The sequence below is a fragment of the Pseudomonas sp. LFM046 genome (assembly GCF_000949385.2).
In the GTDB taxonomy this organism is placed as follows: domain Bacteria; phylum Pseudomonadota; class Gammaproteobacteria; order Pseudomonadales; family Pseudomonadaceae; genus Metapseudomonas.
In genome coordinates this window covers 5,523,387-5,543,743 of record NZ_JYKO02000001.1, presented here as the reverse complement: position 1 = coordinate 5,543,743, position 20,357 = coordinate 5,523,387, and the positions used below count along the sequence as shown (strand labels likewise).

16 protein-coding genes are annotated in these 20,357 nt (G+C 66.2%); 8 read left to right on the top strand and 8 right to left on the bottom strand.

Annotated elements, in window-relative coordinates; all coding sequences use genetic code 11:
• Positions 1 to 70: 70 nt before the first annotated feature.
• Positions 71 to 538 carry an Lrp/AsnC family transcriptional regulator gene (locus TQ98_RS25475; RefSeq protein ID WP_044873117.1) on the top strand — a complete coding sequence of 156 codons (468 nt, stop codon included), beginning with the start codon at positions 71 to 73 and terminating at the stop codon, positions 536 to 538.
• Between the two features lie 81 nt (positions 539 to 619).
• Here the strand turns inward: TQ98_RS25475 and TQ98_RS25470 are convergent, their stop codons facing one another.
• A complete protein-coding gene (locus TQ98_RS25470; protein WP_044873116.1) occupies positions 620 to 1,309 on the bottom strand; it encodes a DUF502 domain-containing protein in 690 nt (229 codons plus the stop codon).
• A gap of 25 nt (positions 1,310 to 1,334) precedes the next feature.
• Positions 1,335 to 2,699 carry a CYTH domain-containing protein gene (locus TQ98_RS25465; protein ID WP_044873115.1) on the bottom strand — a complete coding sequence of 455 codons (1,365 nt, stop codon included), beginning with the start codon at positions 2,697 to 2,699 and terminating at the stop codon, positions 1,335 to 1,337.
• A gap of 137 nt (positions 2,700 to 2,836) precedes the next feature.
• On the opposite strand from TQ98_RS25465, the gene argE reads away from it, so the two are divergent.
• Entirely contained in the window at positions 2,837 to 3,994 is a 1,158-nt protein-coding gene (argE, locus tag TQ98_RS25460; protein WP_044873114.1) for an acetylornithine deacetylase, read from the top strand.
• Positions 3,995 to 4,109: 115 nt separating this feature from the next.
• Positions 4,110 to 5,408: an amino-acid N-acetyltransferase gene (gene argA, locus TQ98_RS25455; RefSeq protein ID WP_044873113.1), complete on the top strand. Its 1,299-nt coding sequence runs from the start codon at positions 4,110 to 4,112 to the stop codon at positions 5,406 to 5,408.
• A gap of 39 nt (positions 5,409 to 5,447) precedes the next feature.
• Here argA and TQ98_RS25450 read toward each other — a convergent pair whose 3' ends face one another.
• The 4 genes from TQ98_RS25450 to TQ98_RS25435 form a co-directional block, all read right to left on the bottom strand.
• Positions 5,448 to 6,254: a cyclase family protein gene (locus TQ98_RS25450; RefSeq protein ID WP_052659220.1), complete on the bottom strand. Its 807-nt coding sequence runs from the start codon at positions 6,252 to 6,254 to the stop codon at positions 5,448 to 5,450.
• Positions 6,255 to 6,592: 338 nt separating this feature from the next.
• Positions 6,593 to 8,179: a glutamate--cysteine ligase gene (gene gshA, locus TQ98_RS25445; RefSeq protein ID WP_044873112.1), complete on the bottom strand. Its 1,587-nt coding sequence runs from the start codon at positions 8,177 to 8,179 to the stop codon at positions 6,593 to 6,595.
• 150 nt (positions 8,180 to 8,329) lie between these two features.
• Positions 8,330 to 8,713, bottom strand: a complete 384-nt coding sequence (locus TQ98_RS25440; protein ID WP_044873111.1) for a PaaI family thioesterase — start codon at positions 8,711 to 8,713, stop codon at positions 8,330 to 8,332.
• A 2-nt stretch (positions 8,714 to 8,715) separates the two neighbouring features.
• On the bottom strand, positions 8,716 to 11,031 hold the full coding sequence (locus tag TQ98_RS25435; protein WP_103103094.1) for a Tex family protein: 2,316 nt from the start codon (positions 11,029 to 11,031) through the stop codon (positions 8,716 to 8,718).
• A 219-nt stretch (positions 11,032 to 11,250) separates the two neighbouring features.
• Between TQ98_RS25435 and ompR the strand changes: the two genes are divergently transcribed.
• From ompR to TQ98_RS25420, 3 genes are all read left to right on the top strand, one after another.
• A complete protein-coding gene (gene ompR, locus TQ98_RS25430) occupies positions 11,251 to 11,982 on the top strand; it encodes a two-component system response regulator OmpR (protein WP_044873108.1) in 732 nt (243 codons plus the stop codon).
• A 43-nt stretch (positions 11,983 to 12,025) separates the two neighbouring features.
• Positions 12,026 to 13,339 carry an ATP-binding protein gene (locus TQ98_RS25425; RefSeq protein WP_044873107.1) on the top strand — a complete coding sequence of 438 codons (1,314 nt, stop codon included), beginning with the start codon at positions 12,026 to 12,028 and terminating at the stop codon, positions 13,337 to 13,339.
• Positions 13,340 to 13,542: 203 nt separating this feature from the next.
• On the top strand, positions 13,543 to 17,328 hold the full coding sequence (locus tag TQ98_RS25420) for an EAL domain-containing protein (RefSeq protein ID WP_044873106.1): 3,786 nt from the start codon (positions 13,543 to 13,545) through the stop codon (positions 17,326 to 17,328).
• A 42-nt stretch (positions 17,329 to 17,370) separates the two neighbouring features.
• Here TQ98_RS25420 and rimK read toward each other — a convergent pair whose 3' ends face one another.
• Both rimK and TQ98_RS25410 read right to left on the bottom strand, forming a co-directional pair.
• The gene (gene rimK / locus TQ98_RS25415) at positions 17,371 to 18,276 is read right to left on the bottom strand and encodes a 30S ribosomal protein S6--L-glutamate ligase (RefSeq protein ID WP_044873105.1); all 906 of its coding nucleotides are present in this window, start codon (positions 18,274 to 18,276) and stop codon (positions 17,371 to 17,373) included.
• On the bottom strand, positions 18,273 to 18,710 hold the full coding sequence (locus TQ98_RS25410) for an ATP-dependent zinc protease (protein ID WP_277949306.1): 438 nt from the start codon (positions 18,708 to 18,710) through the stop codon (positions 18,273 to 18,275). The genes rimK and TQ98_RS25410 overlap by 4 nt, the downstream gene beginning before the upstream one ends.
• Positions 18,711 to 18,857: 147 nt before the next feature.
• Between TQ98_RS25410 and TQ98_RS25405 the strand changes: the two genes are divergently transcribed.
• Both TQ98_RS25405 and hslO read left to right on the top strand, forming a co-directional pair.
• Positions 18,858 to 19,262 (top strand): S4 domain-containing protein, encoded by a 405-nt coding sequence (locus tag TQ98_RS25405; RefSeq protein WP_044873103.1) that lies wholly within the window; start codon positions 18,858 to 18,860, stop codon positions 19,260 to 19,262.
• Positions 19,263 to 19,388: 126 nt separating this feature from the next.
• Complete coding sequence (gene hslO / locus TQ98_RS25400) at positions 19,389 to 20,276, top strand: Hsp33 family molecular chaperone HslO (RefSeq protein ID WP_044873102.1); 888 nt, start codon at positions 19,389 to 19,391, stop codon at positions 20,274 to 20,276.
• The last annotated feature ends 81 nt before the right edge of the window (positions 20,277 to 20,357 follow it).

Genomic DNA, 20,357 nt, shown 5'->3' with positions numbered 1-20,357 from the left:
GCCTGAATTGCGGGTAATGGCGAATTCTTTGGATAGACTTTTCTGGTGATCAGCCAAATCCGGATTTTTTATGCCCGTCACCCTGGATAGTTACGACAAGCGCATCCTCGAACTGCTGCAGGAGGACGCCAGCCTGCCCACCGCCGAAATCGCCGAACGGGTAGGGCTGTCCCAGTCGCCCTGCTGGCGGCGCATCCAGCGCCTCAAGGACGAAGGCGTGATCCGTCGCCAGGTGACCCTGCTGGACCGCCGCAAGGTGGGTCTCAACGCGCAGATCTTCGCCCAGGTGAAGCTGAACGCCCACGGCCGTTCCAACCTCACCGAGTTCGCCGAGGCCATGCGCCAGTTCCCCGAGGTGCTGGAGTGCCATGTGCTGATGGGCGCGGTGGATTTCATGCTGCGCATCGTCACCCGGGACATCGAGGCCTACGAGCGCTTCTTCTTCGAGAAGCTGTCGCTGGTGCCGGGGATTCAGGAGGTGAACTCCATCGTGGCGCTGTCGGAGATCAAGTCCACCACCTGCCTGCCCGTCGAGTAGGTGGGTGCCGGGCCTGCGAGGCCCAACGAGGCGGGGCCCGCTACGCGCGCCATGTTGGGCTTCGCTTCGCTCAGCACCAACCTACGACGTTTTGCCGTCCGCTGCGGGAAGTGCCACCGGCTCCTTCGCCATCCTGCCCGCCTGATGCGGGGGCGTAAGGCCCATGGACAGGTAGACGCTGGTGAGCCCGTCCACGCCCATCTCCGCCGGGCGCAGCCATTCCACGGGGACGTAGATCAGTCCGCCACCCACCGGAATGGGCGCAGTCGGGACCAGGATGGCGCAGTACTGGCGGCCGTCCAGCTCGAAGGTTTCCGGGTTCGGCTGCAGGGCCAGCACCGCCGCGCCGTTGCCGCCGAACAGGCACCAGACCGGGCTCATGGCGGCGATGTCGGCGTTCTGGCTGCGGTCCAGCAGGCCGACGAAGCGGTCCGCGAGGCTGTACAGGCTGCCCACCAGCGGCGCGCGGCGCAGGGTCATGTCCAGCAGCCAGGCCAGGGGCCGGCGCAGGCCGAGCTGCACCGCCAGGCCCAGGGGATAGAGGCTAGCCAGCAGGACCAGGGTGCCGACGACATAGGCCAGCACCGGGTTGCTGGCAAAGGGTTGGCCGAGGGCGCCGAGGAGTTGGCCGATCACGGTGGAAGGCCCCACCAGCCGGTTCAGCAGGCTGACCAGCCAGGCCATCAGGGCCAGGGTCAGGACCAGCGGCAACAGAGCCAGCAGGCCAGTCAGCCAGGTGGTGACCACCGAGCGGAAGCTTTGCCTGATCATCGCGTGGCTCCTCGGCTCCGGCGCATCAGCGGGTCAGCGCCTTCCAGCTACGCAGGCTGATCAGGGTCTGCGCCTGTTCGCTGCGGGCGGCCAGTACTTCCGCGTCCAGCGGCTGGACGGCCAGTTCGGCGAACTTGGCCAGCTCGCCGTAGCAGCGGTCGATCTCCACCACTTCCAGCACCTGGCGTGCCAGGCGCAGCCAGACCAGCAGGCGCTCCAGGCGCGGCAGCTGCTCGGCCAGGTCTTCCGGCTGGCGCTTGTAGAGCTCCGGCTTCAGCGCCACGCCTTCTTCGCCCAGCAGGCGCGACAGCCAGTTGCCGAGGGTCGCCTGGCCCTGGCGGGTGCCACGGGCGTTGCGTTCGACGGTCCAGGCGCGGGCGAGCAGCCAGCGGGAGGCGTTGAGGGAGAACAGGCCCCAGCGGGTGCCCTGGAGTTCGCCGGCGAACTGCTGCGGCGCGGCATGGCGCACGGTCTCGTCCAGCTCACCGGCCTGGACGCGCGGGCGCCAGTCATTGAGCAGGGCGTCCAGCGCTTCGCGCAGGTCATGGCTGCTGGCACGCGGCGCGGCCTGGCCGAGGCTGCCGATCAGGGCGCGCAGGTCGACCAGCTGCTGCAGCCAGTCCACCAGCAGCTTCCAGTGGCCGTTGAAGCGGTATTGCTCGGCCAGGCGCTGGCTGGCGCCCAGCAGGTGCCAGGCGAGGGCGGTGAAGGCGTCGTCCAGCGGGAGTTCCGCCGACAGGGCCGGGGCTGGCAGGCTGAGGTGGTAGCTGTTGGCGTCGTAGAGGCGGTAACCGCGCTCGGCCTTGCTGATGTCGCAGGGCATCAGCGGCAGGTCGGCGGCCAGTTCGGCGGCCAGTTCCAGCAGGGCTTCGGGCTCGCCCTGGCGCAGTTCCAGCTCCAGCTCGCAGATCTCTTCTTCCTGCTTGCCGACGATCACCTTGCCCAGGTCCAGGGCGGCTTCGATGACGACCTTGGACTTGCCGCGGCCCCAGGCGATCTCGGCGCGGTCGCGGTGGAAGTCGGTGGTGAAGATGGGCTTGAGCTGCTTCTTGTCCAGCTCGGCGAGGCTGGCGGGCCAGCAGTCGTCGGTGAGTTTCTTCGGGTCCAGCTTGGCCTTGTCCAGGAACCAGTCCCATTCGTTGCGCTCGGACAGCCCGGCCACGCTCTGGCCACGGGTCTTGAGGGTCTGGATGTACTGCTCGCCGTCGCGGCGCAGGCGCAGGGCCACGCGGGCCTGGGCCAGGTCCCGGTCGGGGGTGTCGAAGTACTGGTTGAAGAGTTCGCGGCGTTCCCAGCCGGACTTGTTGCGCTTCTTCAGCAGCGGGTGGTCGCGCAGGGCTTCCAGGGTCTCGCGGCTGGCGCGAAGCTTGATTTCGGTCTCTTTGTTCATCGCCGGGATCTGTCGGACGCAGCCAGGGGGTGGCTGCCAAGGCGGTGAAGTCTACAGGACCGGTCGGCGCCTTGCCGCAGCGGTTTCGCCGGGTACGCCTTGGGCCTATGATGGGCCCTCGTCCGTGGAGGTCCCCGATGCGCGTTCCAGACCTGAAATCCCAGTTTGCCGAGCTGATCGCCACGCCTTCGGTGAGCTGCACCCAGCCCCGCTGGGATCAGTCGAACCAGGCTGTGATCGAACTCTTGGCCGCCTGGCTTGGCGACCTCGGCTTCCGCTGCGAAATCCAGCAGGTGGGGCCGGGCAAGGCCAATCTGGTGGCGACCTACGGCACAGGCCCCGGCGGCCTGGTGCTGGCTGGCCACAGCGACACCGTGCCCTTCGATGCCGCCCTGTGGAAGGCCGACCCGTTGAAGCTCAATGAGGCGGACAATCGCTGGTACGGCCTGGGCAGTTGCGACATGAAGGGCTTCTTTCCCCTGGCGATCGAAGCCGTGCGCGGCCTGCTGGACCAGCCGTTCCGCCAGCCGCTGATCATCCTCGCCACCTGCGACGAGGAAAGTTCCATGGCCGGCGCCCGCGCCCTGGCCGAAGCAGGGCGGCCCCTGGGGCGCGCGGCGGTGATCGGTGAGCCGACGGGGCTGAAGCCGATCCGCCTGCACAAAGGGGTGATGATGGAACGCATCGACATCCTCGGGCAGAGTGGCCATTCCTCCGATCCCAGCCTGGGCCACAGCGCCCTGGAAGCCATGCATGCGGTGATGAGTGACCTGATCGCTCTGCGCGCGGAGTGGCAACAGGAGTTCCGCAACCCGCAATTCACCGTGCCGCAGCCCACCCTCAACCTCGGCTGCATCCACGGTGGCGATAACCCCAATCGCATCTGCGGCCAGTGCAGCCTGGAGTTCGATCTGCGTCCGCTGCCGGGGATGAACCCGGACACCCTGCGGGCGGTGATCCGCCAGCGCCTGCGCCCGGTGGCCGAGCACTATCAGGTGAAGATCGACTTCAAGCCGCTGTTCCCGGCGGTGCCGCCTTTCGAACAGTCGCCGGAAAGTGATCTGGTGCGCCTGGCCGAACGTCTTACCGGCCATGCTGCGCAGTCTGTGGCGTTTGGCACCGAAGCGCCTTATCTTCAGCAGCTCGGTTGCGAGACGCTGGTGCTCGGCCCCGGCGACATCGCCTGCGCCCACCAGCCGGACGAGCACCTCGAACTGTCACGGATCGAGCCTACCGTTGCGCTATTGCGCCAGCTCATCCAGCATTACTGCCTGCAATCCGCCACCACGTCCTGATCGGGAGGGTTTCCGTTGATGCTCATGCGACGACGATAAAGCGCCGCCTCGTTTCCTTCCCACATCAGTTGGGAGCCGCACTCGTCATCTCGCTTAACAACAGGCTCACGGAACCATGCCCGATTACGTCAACTGGCTGCGTCACGCTTCTCCCTATATCAACGCCCACCGGGACTGCACCTTCGTGGTCATGCTGCCCGGCGAAGGCGTCGCCCACTCGAATTTCGGCAATATCATCCACGACCTGGTGCTGCTCCACAGCCTGGGGGTTCGTCTGGTGCTGGTGCACGGCTCGCGCCCGCAGATCGAGGCGCGCCTGGCCGCCCGTGGCCTGACCCCGCACTTCCACCGTGACCTGCGGATCACCGACGGCCCCACCCTGGAGTGCGTGATCGACGCCGTGGGCCAACTGCGCATCGCCATCGAGGCACGCTTGTCGATGGACATGGCCGCCTCGCCCATGCAGGGTTCGCGGCTGCGGGTGAGCACCGGCAATTTCGTCACCGCGCGGCCCATCGGCGTGGTCGACGGCGTCGACTACCACCACACCGGCGAAGTGCGCCGGGTGGACCGCAAGGGCATCGGCCGGTTGCTGGACGAGCGCACTATGGTGCTGCTCTCGCCGCTGGGCTATTCGCCTACCGGGGAAATCTTCAACCTCGCTTGCGAGGACGTGGCCACCCGCGTCGCCATCGACCTGGGGGCGGACAAGCTGATCCTCTTCGGCAGCGAGCGCGGCCTGATCGATGAATCCGGCAAGCTGGTTCGCGAACTGCGCCCGCAGCAGGTGCCGCCGCACCTGGTGCGGCTCGGCAACAACTACCAGGCCGAACTGCTGGACGCCGCCGCCCAGGCCTGTCGTGGCGGGGTCAAGCGCAGCCACATGGTCAGTTACGCCGAGAACGGTTGCCTGCTCACCGAGCTGTTCACCCGCGACGGTGGCGGCACCCTGGTGGACCAGGAGCAGTTCGAGTCCCTGCGTGAAGCCACCATCGACGATGTGGGCGGCCTGATCGACCTGATCACCCCGCTGGAGGACCAGGGCATCCTGGTGCGCCGTTCGCGGGAAGTGCTGGAGCGGGAGATCGAGCAGTTCACCATCGTCGAGCGCGATGGCCTGATCATCGCCTGCGCCGCGCTCTATCCCATCGCCGATTCCGACACCGGCGAACTGGCGTGCCTCGCGGTGAACCCGGAGTACCGCCATGGCGGCCGTGGCGACGAGCTGCTTGAACGCATCGAGGAGCGCGCCCGTGCCCTGGGCCTGAAAACCCTCTTCGTCCTCACCACCCGTACCGCCCACTGGTTCCGCGAGCGTGGCTTCCAGCCCAGCGGTGTCGAACGCCTGCCGGCGGCGCGTGCGTCGCTGTACAACTTCCAGCGCAATTCGCAGGTGTTCGAGAAGGCGCTCTGACGAGCGACCCGGGATTTGCCCCGGGTCGTCGACGGTGGATCAGGGCAGGATGGCGAACACCCGTGCCGGGAAGCCGCTGCCCCGGGCGATCTTCGGGAAACTGACCACGACCAGCGCACCCGCTTCGGGTACCTGGTCGAGGTTGGTCAGCAGCTCGATCTGGTAGTGGTCCTTGCCGAGGATGTAGGACTCCAGCGAGTAATCGTCCTTGCTGGTGGCCAGCCCCGGGTCGGTATCGGTGGTTTCGTGGCCCGAGGCCGTGATCTTGCGGGTCTCATACAGGTAGACCAGCACCTCCTTGCTCCAGCCCGGATAATGGGCCACGCCCTGGGCATCTGCGTTCTGCATCTTCTCCTGGCTCGGCCAGCGCTTGGACCAGTCGGTTCGCATGGCCACGAATGCCCCTTCCGGGACCGGGCCATGCTTGGCCTCCCAGGCCTTCACGTCATCCAGGCTGAGCACGTAGTCGGGGTTCTTCGCCACCTTCTCATGCACATCCAGCACCACCAGCGGTAGCAGCTGCTCCTTGACGTCGATCTGGTCGACGCTGCGCAGGCCCTTGTGGAAGTGCACCGGTGGGTCGATATGAGTGCCCCACTGGCCTACGTGGGTGTAGAGATCCACGTGGAATCCGTCCTTGTCGTGGGTGTAGAGCGTCTTGCGCTGGGCATTCTCGAAGCCCTTCCAGTGTGGAATCTGCTCGTCGTAGGTGTGGGTCAGGTCCACCCAGTTCCTGGACTTGAGGGTGGCGTAGGTATCCCAGAGGCCGGGTTGCGCGGCCTGGACCAGCAGCGGCAGCAACAGGGGGAGGGCGAGGACCAGGCGGCCCAGCGGGTGCTTCGACATATGACCTTCTCCTTGGTTGAGGGCGGGGCGGTTTGGGCAGGTGCCAGTACTGGTCTGGCTCAAAACTCGAGGAGCGTCCAGCGATGTCGTCGAAACACTTGATCGAATATGAACATGCCAGCCCGGAAGTCCGCGCCGTGTTCTAAGACATCATGTCGTAGGCTGGCGCTGAGCCTGCCAAGCTCAGCGATGTGCGGGGTGTTGGGCCTCGCTGCGCTCGGCGCCAACCTACGGGGGCCGAGGTGACCACGCCCCTGCAAGGCCGAAGGGCAGACCTGCGGTCTGCTTGGCGATTGAAATCGCCCCCCCACAAAAAACGGGCAGGGGCGATTCGGTGATCAGTTGCTGATCAAGCCCAGGATGCTCGCCTGATAGGCGGCGACGAAGGTGTCGAAATCCACGTCCGGCTCGGCTTCCAGCCGGGCCTGTTCGTCCAGCGATTCACGGGCCAGATTTTCAAAGCGGGCCTGTTCAATTGCGCTGAGCGGCTGGCTGCGGAAGTAGTCGGCGTGCTGGCGGCTGTAGCGCAGGGCGAACTGGCTGAAGCTTTCGCCCCGTTCGCGCATCTCGGCCAGCACCCGCGCCGACGGGGTCAGCGCCGGATCAGCCACCTTGGCACGCTGGGCGGCCAGGGCTTGGGCGTGTTCCTGGCCACCGTGGGCGGCGTCGAGCAACTCGGCGGTGCGGGCGATGCGGTCGAGCAGCTCGTTGGCCCACTCGGTGAGGCTGGCGGCCTGGCCATGGCGCTGCAGTTGCAAGCCGGGGCGGCGACCTTCCTTCACCACGCGCTGGAAGTTGTCGGTGGCGCAGCGGCATTCGTCGCCGGCCATGGGCGGGCTGTCCTGCATTGCGCAGAACAGCAGGAAGGCATCGAGGAAGCGCGCTTCGGTCAGGTCGATACCCAGCGGCAGGAAGGGGTTGATGTCCAGGCAGCGCACTTCCACGTACTGCACGCCACGGGCCATCAGCGCCTGGATCGGACGCTCGCCGGTGTAGGTGATGCGCTTGGGGCGGATCGACGAGTAGTACTCGTTTTCGATCTGGATCACGTTGGTGTTCAGCTGGACCCACTCGCCATTCTGCTTGGTGCCGATTTCGGCATAGGGCGGGTAAGGCGTCGAGACCGCCTGGCGCAGGCTTCCCAGGTAGCTGTCGAGGCTGTTGTAACAGGGCGTGAGGCCAGCCTGGGCATTGTTCTGGTAGCCCAGGTCGCTCATCCGCAGGCTGGTCGCGTACGGCAGGTAGAGGGTGTCCGCGTCCAGGGTTTCCAGGTCGTGGGGACGGCCACGCAGGAAGCTCTTGTCCAGGGCCGGGGCGGCGCCGAAGAGGTACATCAGCAGCCAGCTGTAGCGGCGGAAGTTGCGGATCATCGCGATGTAGCGCGCCGACTGGTAGTCGCGGTCGCTCTGCGGATCGCCTTCGACTTCCTTCAGCAGGGGCCAGAGGGCCTCCGGCAGGGAGTAGTTGTAATGGATCCCGGCGATGCACTGCATGGTCCTGCCGTAGCGCACGGCCAGGCCGAGGCGGTAGACATACTTCAGGCGGCCGATGGGCGAACTGCCGTAGCGGGCGATCGGGATGTCTTCCTCCGCCGGCAGCGGGCCGGGCATGGACGGACTCCAGAGGAATTCACCGTCGAGCTTGCCGAGAGTGAAACGATGGACCTTCTCCAGGTCCGCCAGGGTTACCGCCGGGTCGGTTTCGGCCGGGGTGATGAACTCCAGCAGGGATTCCGAGTAGTCGGTGGTGATCTGCGCATGGGTCAGGGCCGAGCCCAGGGCAGGGGAGTGCGGCGTCAGCGCCAGTTGGCCATTGCTGTCGACCCGCAGGCATTCACGCTCGATGCCGTGCAGGCACTGGGTGAGCAGGGGCAGGTTGGCGCGCTCGCCGAGCAAGGCCAGGCGGCGGGAAAGAAGATCGCTCAATTTGGAATCCTTCACGCGTCGGTCGCCCCAATATGGGGGTGGACCAAGCTGTCTACAAGAGGCGGACTTCGCCACCGGCAGAAATACTTTTCCCGCCGGCGGCTCGCGTTGTCGCTTCGTCCAGAATAGAGCTTTGTCACTGCCCCGCTGTTACAGCTGAGCGAAGGTGCCTTGTCCCTTGGCGACCAACTTGTCGCCTTGCAGCACATCCGCTTCCACCACCAGGGTGCGTTTGCCGGCGTGCAGCACCCGCGCCTTGCAGATCACTTCGCCCTCCGCCACCGGGCGGATGTAGTTGATCTTGCATTCCAGGGTGGCACTGCGCCGGTCGAAGCCATGGGTGCTGGAGCAGGCCAGCCCCATGGCGATGTCCAGCAGCGAGAAGATGGCCCCGCCATGCATGACCTGGCCGCGATTTCGCAGGTGCTCGCCCATGGGCAGGCGGGCCTCGGCGACGCCGTCGCCCAGGCTCACCGCTTCGATGCCGAGCAGCTTGCTGTAGTTGCTGCCGGTCTGCAGGTCGGACAGGTCCATGGTCACTTCTTCTTGATCTGCTTGGCGTTGGCGAACAGCGAGGCCATGGCGCCGGTAGCCGGCGGTGCGCTGTGGCGCGGGGCGCTCTGCTGCTGACGCGGCTGGCCGCTCTGACGGTTGCCGCCGCGCGGGCCATCCACCTTCTCGCCGGGGGTGTCGCCCATGCGCATGGACAGGCCGACGCGGTTACGCGGGATGTCCACTTCCATGACCTTTACGCGGACGATGTCGCCGGCCTTGACCACTTCGTACGGGTCCTTGACGAACTTCTCCGACAGCGAGGAGATGTGCACCAGGCCGTCCTGGTGGACGCCGATGTCGACGAAAGCGCCGAAGTTGGTGACGTTGGTCACCACGCCCTCCAGCACCATGCCGGGCTTGAGGTCCTTGAGGCTCTCGACACCTTCCTGGAACTCGGCGGTCTTGAACTCGGGGCGCGGGTCGCGGCCGGGTTTGTCCAGTTCCTTGAGGATGTCGGTGACGGTCGGCAGGCCGAAGGTCTCGTCGGTGAACTTGGCCGGGTCCAGGCGCTTGAGGAAGCCGGAGTCGCCGATCAGCGTGCGGATATCGCGGCCGGTATCGGCGGCGATGCGCTGCACCAGCGGATAGGTTTCCGGGTGCACGGCGGAGGCGTCCAGCGGGTTGTCGCCGTTCATCACGCGGAGGAAGCCGGCGGCCTGCTCGAAGGTCTTCTCGCCCAGGCGGCTGACTTTCTTCAGCTCATCACGGGTCTTGAAGGCGCCGTTGGCGTCGCGGTAGCTGACGATGTTCTGCGCCAGGGTGGCGTTGAGGCCGGAGATGCGTGCCAGCAGGGCCGCGGAAGCGGTGTTCACGTCCACGCCCACGGCGTTCACGCAGTCTTCCACCACCGCGTCCAGGCTGCGGGCCAGTTGCAGCTGGGACACGTCGTGCTGGTACTGGCCGACGCCGATGGACTTCGGGTCGATCTTCACCAGTTCGGCCAGCGGGTCCTGCAGGCGGCGGGCGATGGAGACGGCGCCACGCAGGGAAACGTCCAGGTCAGGGAATTCCTTGGCGGCCAGTTCGGACGCGGAATACACCGAAGCGCCGGCCTCGCTGACCATGATCTTGGTCATCTTCAGCGCGGGGTATTTCTTGATCAGTTCGATGGCGAGCTTGTCGGTCTCGCGGCTGGCGGTGCCGTTGCCGATGGCAATCAGGTCGACGCCGTGCTTGGCGCAGAGCTTGCCGAGGATCGCCAGGGTCTCGTCCCACTTGTTGTGGGGAACGTGGGGGTAGACGGTGGCGGTGTCCAGCAGCTTGCCGGTGGCATCGACCACGGCCACCTTGCAGCCGGTACGCAGGCCCGGGTCGAGGCCCAGGGTCGCGCGCGGGCCGGCCGGAGCGGCCAGCAGCAGGTCGTGCAGGTTGCGGGCGAAGACGTTGATCGCCTCGCCTTCGGCGGCTTCGCGCAGCTCGCCCAGCAGGTCGGTTTCCAGGTGGGTGTAGAGCTTGACCTTCCAGGTCCAGCGCACCACCTCGGACAGCCACTTGTCGGCGGCGCGGCCCTGGTTGGAGAGGCCGAAGCGCTCGCCGATCATCAGTTCGCACGGGTGCATCGTGCCCGGCAGTTCTTCGCCGACTTTCAGGGCGATGCTCAGCACGCCTTCGTTGCGGCCACGGAAGATCGCCAGGGCGCGGTGGGACGGAACGCCCTTGAGGTTTTCGTCATGCTCGAAGTAGTCGCTGAACTTGGCGCCTTCCTGTTCCTTGCCGGCCACGAGGCGCGCGGAGAGGGTGGCGTTGTCCTTGAGGAAACCGCGCAGGCTGGCCAGCAGGGTGGCGTCTTCGGCGAAGCGTTCCATGAGGATGTACTTGGCGCCTTCGAGCACGGCCTTGACGTCGGCGAAGCCTTTCTCGGCGTCGATGAAACGCTCGGCTTCGGTTTCCGGAGTCAGGCTCGGGTCGTTGAACAGCGCGTCGGCCAGTTCACCGAGGCCGGCTTCCAGGGCGATCTGGCCCTTGGTGCGGCGTTTCTGCTTGTAGGGGAGGTAGAGGTCTTCCAGGCGGGTCTTGGTGTCGGCCAGCTTGATTTCGCGCTCCAACTCCGGGGTCAGTTTGCCCTGTTCGGTGATGCTGGCGAGGATCGCGGTGCGGCGGTCTTCCATCTCGCGGAGGTAGCGCAGGCGTTCTTCCAGGGTGCGCAGCTGGGTGTCATCGAGGCTGCCGGTGACTTCCTTCCGGTAACGGGCGATGAAAGGCACGGTAGACCCTTCGTCCAGCAGTTCCACGGCGGCGGCGACCTGTTGCGGGCGCACGCCCAGTTCTTCGGCAATGCGGTTGTTGATGCTATCCATTGAAAACACCTGCAAGGGCGGCAGCCCGGGCCGTGCCACAGCGGCTACCGCGGAAAAACAGACCGGCGAGCCAGGGCTCGCCGGTGATGAAAGGCGCCGCATTATAAACATCGAGTTCCGAAGGGTAGGGAACCGTTCGGGGAAAAATCTGCTAACAATGGGCAAGCCGCTGCGCACTGCCAGCAAGCGATAATGCGCGGCTTGCATACAGGAGAAATCATGAGCAGCAACCCGACCGCTGAAGGCGAAAAGATCCTCATTGTCGACGACGACGCCCGTCTGCGGCGCCTTCTCGAACGCTTCCTCGACGAGCAGGGCTTCCGTGTCCGCGCGGTGGAAAATGTCGAGCAGATGGACCGCCTGCTGGCGCGCGAGCTCTTCAACCTGGTGGTGCTGGACCTGATGCTGCCCGGTGAGGACGGTCTGTCCGCCTGCCGCCGGCTGCGTGCCTCCAACAACCAGGTGCCGATCATCATGCTCACCGCCAAGGGCGATGAGTCCAGCCGCATCCAGGGCCTGGAGCTGGGCGCCGACGATTACCTGGCCAAGCCCTTCAACCCCCGCGAGCTGCTGGCGCGGATCAAGGCCGTGCTGCGTCGCCAGGCGCCCCAGGTCCCGGGGGCCCCGGCCAGCGAGGACGAGAGCGTCAGCTTCGGCGAGTACGAGCTGTCCCTGGCCACCCGCGAGCTGAAGAAGGGCGACGACGTGCAGATGCTCACCACCGGTGAGTTCGCCGTGCTCAAGGCCCTGGTCCAGCACGCCCGCGAGCCGCTGACCCGGGACAAGCTGATGAACCTGGCCCGTGGCCGCGAATGGGACGCCCTGGAGCGCTCCATCGACGTGCAGATTTCCCGCCTGCGCCGGCTGATCGAGCCGGACCCCTCCAAGCCGCGCTATATCCAGACCGTCTGGGGCGTCGGCTACGTGTTCGTACCCGATGGCAACAAGTGATCGCGCGGCGGGGATTCCCGCCGCCGGGCAACCCAGGGTGGTGATGCGTACCCCCTACTGGTTCCCGCAAAGCTTCTTCTCTCGCACCCTCTGGCTGGTGCTCATCGTCGTGCTGTTTTCCAAGGCGCTGACCCTGGTCTACCTGATGATGAACGAGGACGTGCTGGTGGACCGCCAGTACAGCCACGGTGCCGCCCTGACCCTGCGCGCCTACTGGGCCGCCAGCGAAGAAGAACGCCATGACCTGGCCAAGGCCGCCGGCCTCAAGCGGGTCACCCGCGATGCGGTGCCAGCCAGTGAGCAACACTGGCCCTACAGCGAGATATTCGAGCGCCAGATGCAGTCCGAGCTCGGCCCGGGCACCGAAGTGCGCCTGCGCGCCCAGAGCCCGCCGGCGCTCTGGGTCCACGCCCCGGAGCTGGGCCCGGACTGGGTGCGCATCCCGCTTTATCCACATCCCCTGCGCGGCCAGCGCATCTGGAGCGTGCTGGGTTGGTTCCTCGGTATCGGCCTGCTCTCCACCGCAGCAGCCTGGATCTTCGTGCGCCAGCTCAACGCGCCTTTGAAGCGTCTGGTCTTCGCTGCCCGCCAGGTGGGCCAGGGCCGCAGCGTGCGCCTGCCGGTAAGCGACACGCCGAGCGAGATGGCCGAGGTGTACCGCGCCTTCAACCAGATGGCCGAGGACGTCGAGCGCGGCGCCCGGGAGCGCGAGCTGATGCTGGCTGGCGTTTCCCATGACCTGCGCACGCCGCTGACCCGCCTGCGCCTGTCCCTGGAGCTGATGAGCAACGACTCCGAGCTGACCGACGACATGATCCGCGACATCGAGGACATGGATGCCATCCTCGACCAGTTCCTCGCCTTTATCCGCGATGGCCGCGACGAGCGGGTGGAAGAGCTGGACTTGAGCGAACTGGCGCGCGAGGTGGCGGCGCCCTACAACCAGCAGGAAGAGCGGGTTCTCCTGTGCCTGGAACCGCTGCCGCCGTTCCCGTTGCGGCGGGTGTCGATCAAGCGCCTGCTGGTTAACCTGATCGAGAATGCGCTGCGATATGGCGGTAACGGCGTCGAAGTGGCGGCTTTCCTCGCGGGCGACAATGCGGCGCCCTACGTGGTGCTGAGCGTGCTCGACCGTGGCCAGGGCATCGACCCCGCCGAGCTGCAGGACATCTTCAATCCCTTCATCCGTGGCGACCGCGCCCGTGGCGGCAAAGGCACTGGCCTGGGCCTGGCCATCGTCAAGCGCATCGCGGCCCAGCACGGCGGTAGCGTGGAGTTGCGCAACCGCTCGGGCGGCGGCCTGGAAGCGCGGGTCTGTCTGCCACTGGGACTGATGTTGCCCCGCGACGCCGTATAGCGTTCCGGCGAAAGCGGCCTGCAAGCGCAGGCCGTTTTCGCAACGGAATACCAAAAGCGCCCCGACTGCGGGCGCAAACTCCCGCAAGCCCTTTGGTCACTGATTCGGACCTGCCATCGGCGGTGATGTCGCGGCGCCCTCTTTCAGGGTACGCTCCACTGCTGCTGGGCTATCCTCAGCTTGCGCGCCGACATGAGGTCAGTATGCCAGCTGCTCTTTTCCGACTACCCCAATGGACATGGTGGTTGCCGCTGCCGCTGCTGCATCTGGCTACCTGGGTGTCCGTCGCAACTCAGTCCTCCAGCGGCGTCGCTGTCTGGTACCTGCCGTTCGCCCTGGGCCTGGTGTTCAGCCTCTGGTGGGGCGCGCGGGTGCTGCCCGTCATCTATCTCAACGCCCTGTTCAGCGTGCCTCTCTGGGGGCTCGACTGGTATTGGGCGCCGCTCTACGCCGTGCCGGGCACCCTCAGTGTTGCCGCGGGGTATTGGACGCTCAGGTGGGCCGGCTGCCACGCCGACCTGAGGGACTTTCCCGAGCTGCTGCGCTTCATGTTCTATGGCGTGCTGCTGCCGGTCAGCCTGCTGATCTACGGCGACCAGGCGGCAATGGTGCTGAGTGGCGGCGCCGCTCCGCAAAACTGGGGCACCGCCGCCCTGTCCGTCTGGCCCGGCGCCTGCCTCGCCACTCTGGCCGTGAGCCTGCCGCTGCTGACCTACCTGACACCGCTGTTCAGCCGCCGCGGCTGGGTGCGCGAACCGGTGGATGCGCTGCCGGACAGCCTGCACCGCCTGCCGCCCTGGCCACTGCTGCTGGCCCTGGCACTGCTGCTTCCCCTGCTGCTGACCGTGGTGCCGCTGATCCTCACCCTGCCGCCCATCGGCCTGATGATGCTCGGCCTGGCACTGGCCTGGGGCTTCCCGGGAGCCCTGTGCGGCGCCGGACTCACCGCCCTGACCCTGCTGGTCCTGCCGGTGCTGCGCCATCTGGGGGAAGACACGCACCTGTTCGATTCCCAGTGGGGGCTCGAACTCTCGTTCAGCATCCTGCTGCTGACCATGTCCGCCCTGCTGGTGGGGCGCAGCCTCAGCGACCTGCGCCTGGCCCTTGGCCGCCGCAACGAGATGCAGACGGAGCTGGCCCTGAGCAACCTGGCCCTGCAGGCCAGCCCGCTGGGGGTGACCATCGCTGATGCGCGCCAGCCGGACCAGCCGCTGATCTACTGCAACCCCGCCTTCGAGCAGATGAGCGGCTACTCGCGGGAGGAAGCCCTGGGCAACAACTGGCGCTTCCTGCTGCACCACGACCGCAACCAGTCCGAGCTGCCGCGCCTGCAGGACGCCCTGGATCGGGGGGAGCAGTGCCACCTGGTCCTGCGCAACTACCGCAAGGACGGCAGCCTGTTCTGGAACGAAATCACCGTGGCGCCCATGCACGATGCCCAAGGCATCAGCCACTTCGTCGCCCTGCAACACGACGTCAGCAACCGCGAGATGCTGGCCGAGGAACTGGAGACCCGCCGCGACGAACTGCTGCGCCAGACCCACCTGCTGAACCAGACCGAAGCCATCGCCGACATCGGCAGCTGGGTGCTGGAGGTCACCACCCTGAAAATGGCCTGGAGTGAGGGCAGCTTCCGCATCTATGAGCTGGACCCCGGCGTCGGCGCCCCGACCCTCGGGCAGATGCTGAGCTTCTTCGATCCGGCCAGCCGCGCCCTGCTGGAAGACACCCTGGAGCAATGCCTGCGCACCGCCGAACCTTTCGACGTCGAATTGCGCATGCAGGGCGCGCGGGGTGCCCCGCGCTGGGTGCGGATCAAGGGGCTGGCCGAGCACGACGGCGACCAGGTGATCCGCATCTACGGCGCGATGCTCGATCTGACCAGCCAGAAGCGCGCCGAGCGCCTGCAGCACGAGCGTGACAAACACCTGCACCTGTTCTTCGAGGCGCCGCTGATCGGCATGGCCCTGTGCACGCCGGACCAGCGCTGGGAAGAGGTGAACTACAAGCTGTGCAGCATCCTCGGCCGCTCCCGTGATCAACTGCGGGGTGTCGACTGGATGAGCATGACGGTGGTCTCTGACCGCGCTGCCGAAGAGGCCCTGCTGGAAGAAGTGCGCAAAGGCGAGCGCGATGGCTACGAGCTGGACAAGCGCTTCATGAAAGGGTCCGGCGGCACGGTGCACACGCGGGTCAACGTGCGTGGCGTGCGTGACCTGGATGGCAAGCTCTATGCTCTGCTGGCGCTGGTGGAGGACATCAGCGCCCGGCGCGAGGCGGAGGCGCGTTATCGCACCCTGGTGGAGCATGCGCCCGAGGCCATCCTGGTCTTCGACCCGCAGCATGGCATCGTCGAAGCCAACGAAAATGCCGCGCGCCTGTTCGGCATGTCCCGCCAGAAGCTGCACGGTCACATTCCCACCAGCTTCAGCCCGCCCTTGCAGGCTGATGGCCAGTCGTCGCGGGAGCTGGGCAATGCGTACACCCGGGCGGCGCTCAAAGGGGAGACGCCGACCTTCGACTGGCTGATGCGCGATGTGAACGGCCGCGTGCGACCCTGCGAGGTCCGCCTGGTGCGCCTGCCTGGCGAGGGGCGGCCGCTGATCCGCCTGAGCATCACCGACATCTCCGAGCGCCAGCGCTATCAGCGCGAAATCGAACGCCTGGCCTACAGCGACGAACTCACCGGGCTGCCCAATCGCCGCCTGCTGCTGGACCGCCTGCAGCACGCCATGGCCCGCGAGCAGCGCGACAGCCGCTACGGTGCGCTGCTGTTCATCGACCTGGACCACTTCAAGACGGTCAATGACAGCCTCGGCCATCCGGTGGGCGATGCGCTGCTACGGGAAGTCACCGCACGCCTGGCAGGTTGCCTGCGCAACGAGGACACCCTGGCGCGACTGGGAGGCGACGAATTCGTGGTGCTGCTGGAAGCCCTGTCCGACACGCCGGAGCACGCCGCCAAACTGGCCGCCGAGGTGGGCGAAAAGCTGCTGCAGAGCCTGCACGGCAGCTACAGCATCGGCGAGCACGACCTGGTGGTGAGCGCGAGCATTGGCATCGCCCTGCACCCCTTCGCCGCGCAGGTTGCGTCGGATGTGCTCAAGCAGGCCGATACCGCCATGTACCGGGCCAAGCAGTCCGGGCGCAACGCGCTGCATTTCTTCGCGCCGGAAATGCAGGCGGCCATCGACCAGCGCCTGCAATTGCAGAGCGAGCTGCGCCAGGCCATCGATCGCGGCCAATTGAGCCTGGAGTTCCAACCGCAGCTGGCCCTGGCCGACGGCCGGGTGCTGGGCGCCGAGGCGCTGATGCGCTGGCGTCACCCCACCCGGGGCGAGGTGCCGCCGTCACAGTTCATTCCCCTAGCGGAAGAGACCGGGCTGATTCTCGAACTCTCGGACTGGATGCTGGAAACTGCCTGCACTTGCCTGGCCAACTGGCAGGCCGACTGGCCCTGGCTGGTGTTGGCGATCAACGTCAGCCCCCGCGAGCTGCGCAAGCCCGGTTTCGTCGAACGCATCAGCAGCGCCCTGCAGCGCCACGGCGTGCCGCCCGGTCGCCTGGAGCTGGAGATCACCGAAGGCAGCCTGCTGGAGGAAGTGGAACAGTGCATTTCCGCCATGCAGGCGCTCAAGACGCTGGGGGTGCGATTCGCCATCGACGACTTCGGTACCGGCTATTCATCCCTCGCCTACCTCAAGCGCCTGCCCCTGGATCGCCTGAAAATCGACCGCAGCTTCGTCGATGGCCTGGCCGGTGATGCCAGCGACCTGGCCCTGGTGGAAACCATTCTGGCCATCGGCCGCAACCTGGGCCTGGAGTGCATCGCCGAAGGCATCGAGAGCGAGGAGCAACGGGCCATGCTGCACCAGCGTGGTTGCGAGCTGGGCCAGGGCTACCTCTTCAGTCGGCCGCTGGATCGGGAAGGCTTCCAGCGTTGGATCTGCGAGCGCGAAGGTCAGCAGTTGATAGCGGGGAGTGTGTAGGCCGGCAACCTTGTAGGGGCGAATGAATTCGCCCCTACAGACTCACCCCTTGCCTTTCGTCCTGGTCGAGTTGGGGCAGGCATTCTTCTCCAGGTACTGGATGATGATCCCGGCCACATCCTGCCCGGTGGTGGTCTCGATGCCTTCCAGGCCGGGAGAGGAGTTCACCTCCATGACCAGGGGGCCGTGGTTGGAGCGCAGGATGTCCACACCGGCCACCGACAGGCCCATCACCTTGGCGGCGCGGATGGCGGTGGAGCGCTCTTCGGGGGTGATCTTGATCAGGCTGGCGCTGCCTCCACGGTGCAGGTTGGAGCGGAATTCGCCGGGCTTGGCCTGGCGCTTCATCGCGGCGATCACCTTGTCACCTACGACGAAGCAGCGGATGTCGGCGCCACCGGCCTCGCGGATGTACTCCTGGACCATGATGTTCTGCTTCAGGCCCATGAAGGCCTCGATCACCGATTCCGCCGCTTTCTCGGTTTCGCACAGCACCACGCCGATGCCCTGGGTGCCTTCCAGCACCTTGATCACCAGCGGGGCGCCGTTGACCATGCGGATCAGGTCGGGGATATCGTCCGGGGAGTGGGCGAAGCCGGTCACCGGCAGGCCGATGCCCTTGCGCGACAGCAGTTGCAGCGAGCGCAGTTTGTCCCGCGAACGGCTGATGGCCACCGATTCGTTGAGCGGGAACACCCCCATCATTTCGAACTGGCGCAACACGGCGCAGCCATAGAAGGTGACCGAAGCGCCGATACGCGGGATCACCGCGTCGAAGCCTTCCAGCGGCCGGCCGCGATAGTGGATCTGCGGCTTGTGGCTGGCGATGTTCATGTAGGCACGCAGGGTGTCTATCACCACCATCTCATGGCCACGCTGCTGGCCAGCCTCCACCAGTCGGCGGGTCGAATACAGGCGCGGATTGCGCGATAAAACAGCGATCTTCATTGGGCACCCGGGAGGGAAAGAGTCGGTTTTTCCTGAACGTAGGTGAGGGCCGGATTGACCACCAGCTGCGCCTGTACCAGGGCCTTGGAGCCCAGCAGCACGCGGTAGCGCATGGTCTTGCGGCAGGCCAGGGTGAACTCGATGGGCCAGACCCGGTCACCCAGTGCCACCAGGGTGCGGATGACGTAGCGGGCCTGTGCCTGGCCGTTGGAGCTTCTTATCGTTTTCACCGAAACCACCTGCGCCTCACACCGGTGACGCCGCTGCACCAGGGTGCCGAGGTGCGCGGTGAACCGCACCCAGCTCTCGCCGTTCTTGTCGAAGGGGGCGATGTCGCTGGCGTGCAGGGTGGAGGTGCTGGCGCCGGTATCGATCTTCGCACGCAGTCCGACCATGCCGAGTTCCGGCAGGGCGATCCATTCACGGAGTCCGATCACGGAGAGATGGTCGAAAGTCTTCAATACAGGCTTTCCGGTAAAGTTGGCGCATTCTAGTGGGCCGATGTGACAACTGCATCAGGCCCTGGCTGAGCTTAGACCGGGCTGGCGAATGAGGCAGTCCGGACGGAGTGGAAACGAGTCATGCGTGGAAAAGACGATAAAGACGACGACAAGGTTCGCCTCGACAAGTGGCTGTGGGCGGCGCGCTTCTACAAGACCCGCGCCCTGGCCAAGGAAGCCATCGAAGGCGGCAAGGTCCATCATCACGGCGAGCGCTGCAAACCGTCAAAGGAGCCGAGAGTGGGTGACGAATACGTGATCCGCGCCGGCTTCGACGAACGCACCGTGATCGTCCGCGCCCTCTGTGCGGTGCGTCGCGGCGCGCCCGAGGCCCAGCTTCTTTATGAGGAAACCGCCGAGAGTCTGGCAAAGCGCGAAGAGGCCGCCGCCCTGCGCAAGGCTGGCGCATTGGGCATTCAGACCGATGGCCGGCCGACCAAGAAGCAGCGGCGGCAGATTCATTTCCTCCGGGGTGGCTCCGAATAGGGGCCTTCCGGATCGATAGAAAACGCCCGCGCCGCCGATAGACAACCGGCCCTTGGTCACGCAGCGGATTTGCGCATAAAATCGCCAGCCTTTCGGCCAAATTGGCCCAAATGCAGCGAGTCCGGCATGTCCGATTTCACCCAACGTTTTCTGTTCGACGACACCGACGTGCGCGGCGAACTGGTTTCCCTCGGCGAGAGCTACGCCCATGTCCTGGCCAAGCATCCCTACCCGGAACCGGTTGCCCAACTGCTCGGTGAAATGCTCGCCGCCGCTTCCCTGCTGGTCGGCACCCTCAAGTTCGATGGCCTGCTGGTGCTGCAGGCGCGTTCCTCCGGCGCGGTTCCGCTGCTGATGGTGGAATGCTCCAGCGACCGCGAAGTGCGTGGCATCGCCCGTTATCACGCGAGCCAGGTCACCCCCGGCGCCGGTCTGCGCGAACTGATGCCCGAAGGTTCGCTGACCCTGACCGTCGACCCGAAGCAGGGCCAGCGCTACCAGGGCATCGTCGCCCTCGACGGCACGACCCTGGCCGAATGCCTGTCCGGCTACTTCGACAACTCCCAGCAGCTGCCCACCCGGTTCTGGCTCAATGCCGACGGCCGCAACGCCCGCGGCATGCTGCTCCAGGCCCTGCCGGCCGACCGCCTGAAGGACCCCGAGGCCCGCGAGGCCAGCTGGCAGCACCTGACCACACTGGCCGACACCCTGACCGCCGAAGAACTGCTCGGCCTGGACAACGAAACCGTGCTGCACCGCCTCTATCATGAAGAGACCGTGCGCCTGTTCGATCCCCAGGTCATCCACTTCCGTTGCAGTTGCTCGCGCCAGCGCTCGGCCAACGCCCTGGTCAGCCTGGGCAAGGAAGACGCTGAAGCCCTGCTGCAGGAAAGCGGCGGCACCGTGGTGATCGACTGCCAGTTCTGCAACCAGCGCTACAGCTTCGACGCGGCGGATATCGCCCAGCTGTTCGCCGGTGGCGGCAGTGCGGCGCCCTCGGAAACGCGCCACTGAGGTATGTAGTGTGCCCGCAGGGTCGCTGCGTGACCGTAGTGCGATAATCGGTCAGGAATATGCCCGGCTGACAGGAGGTTT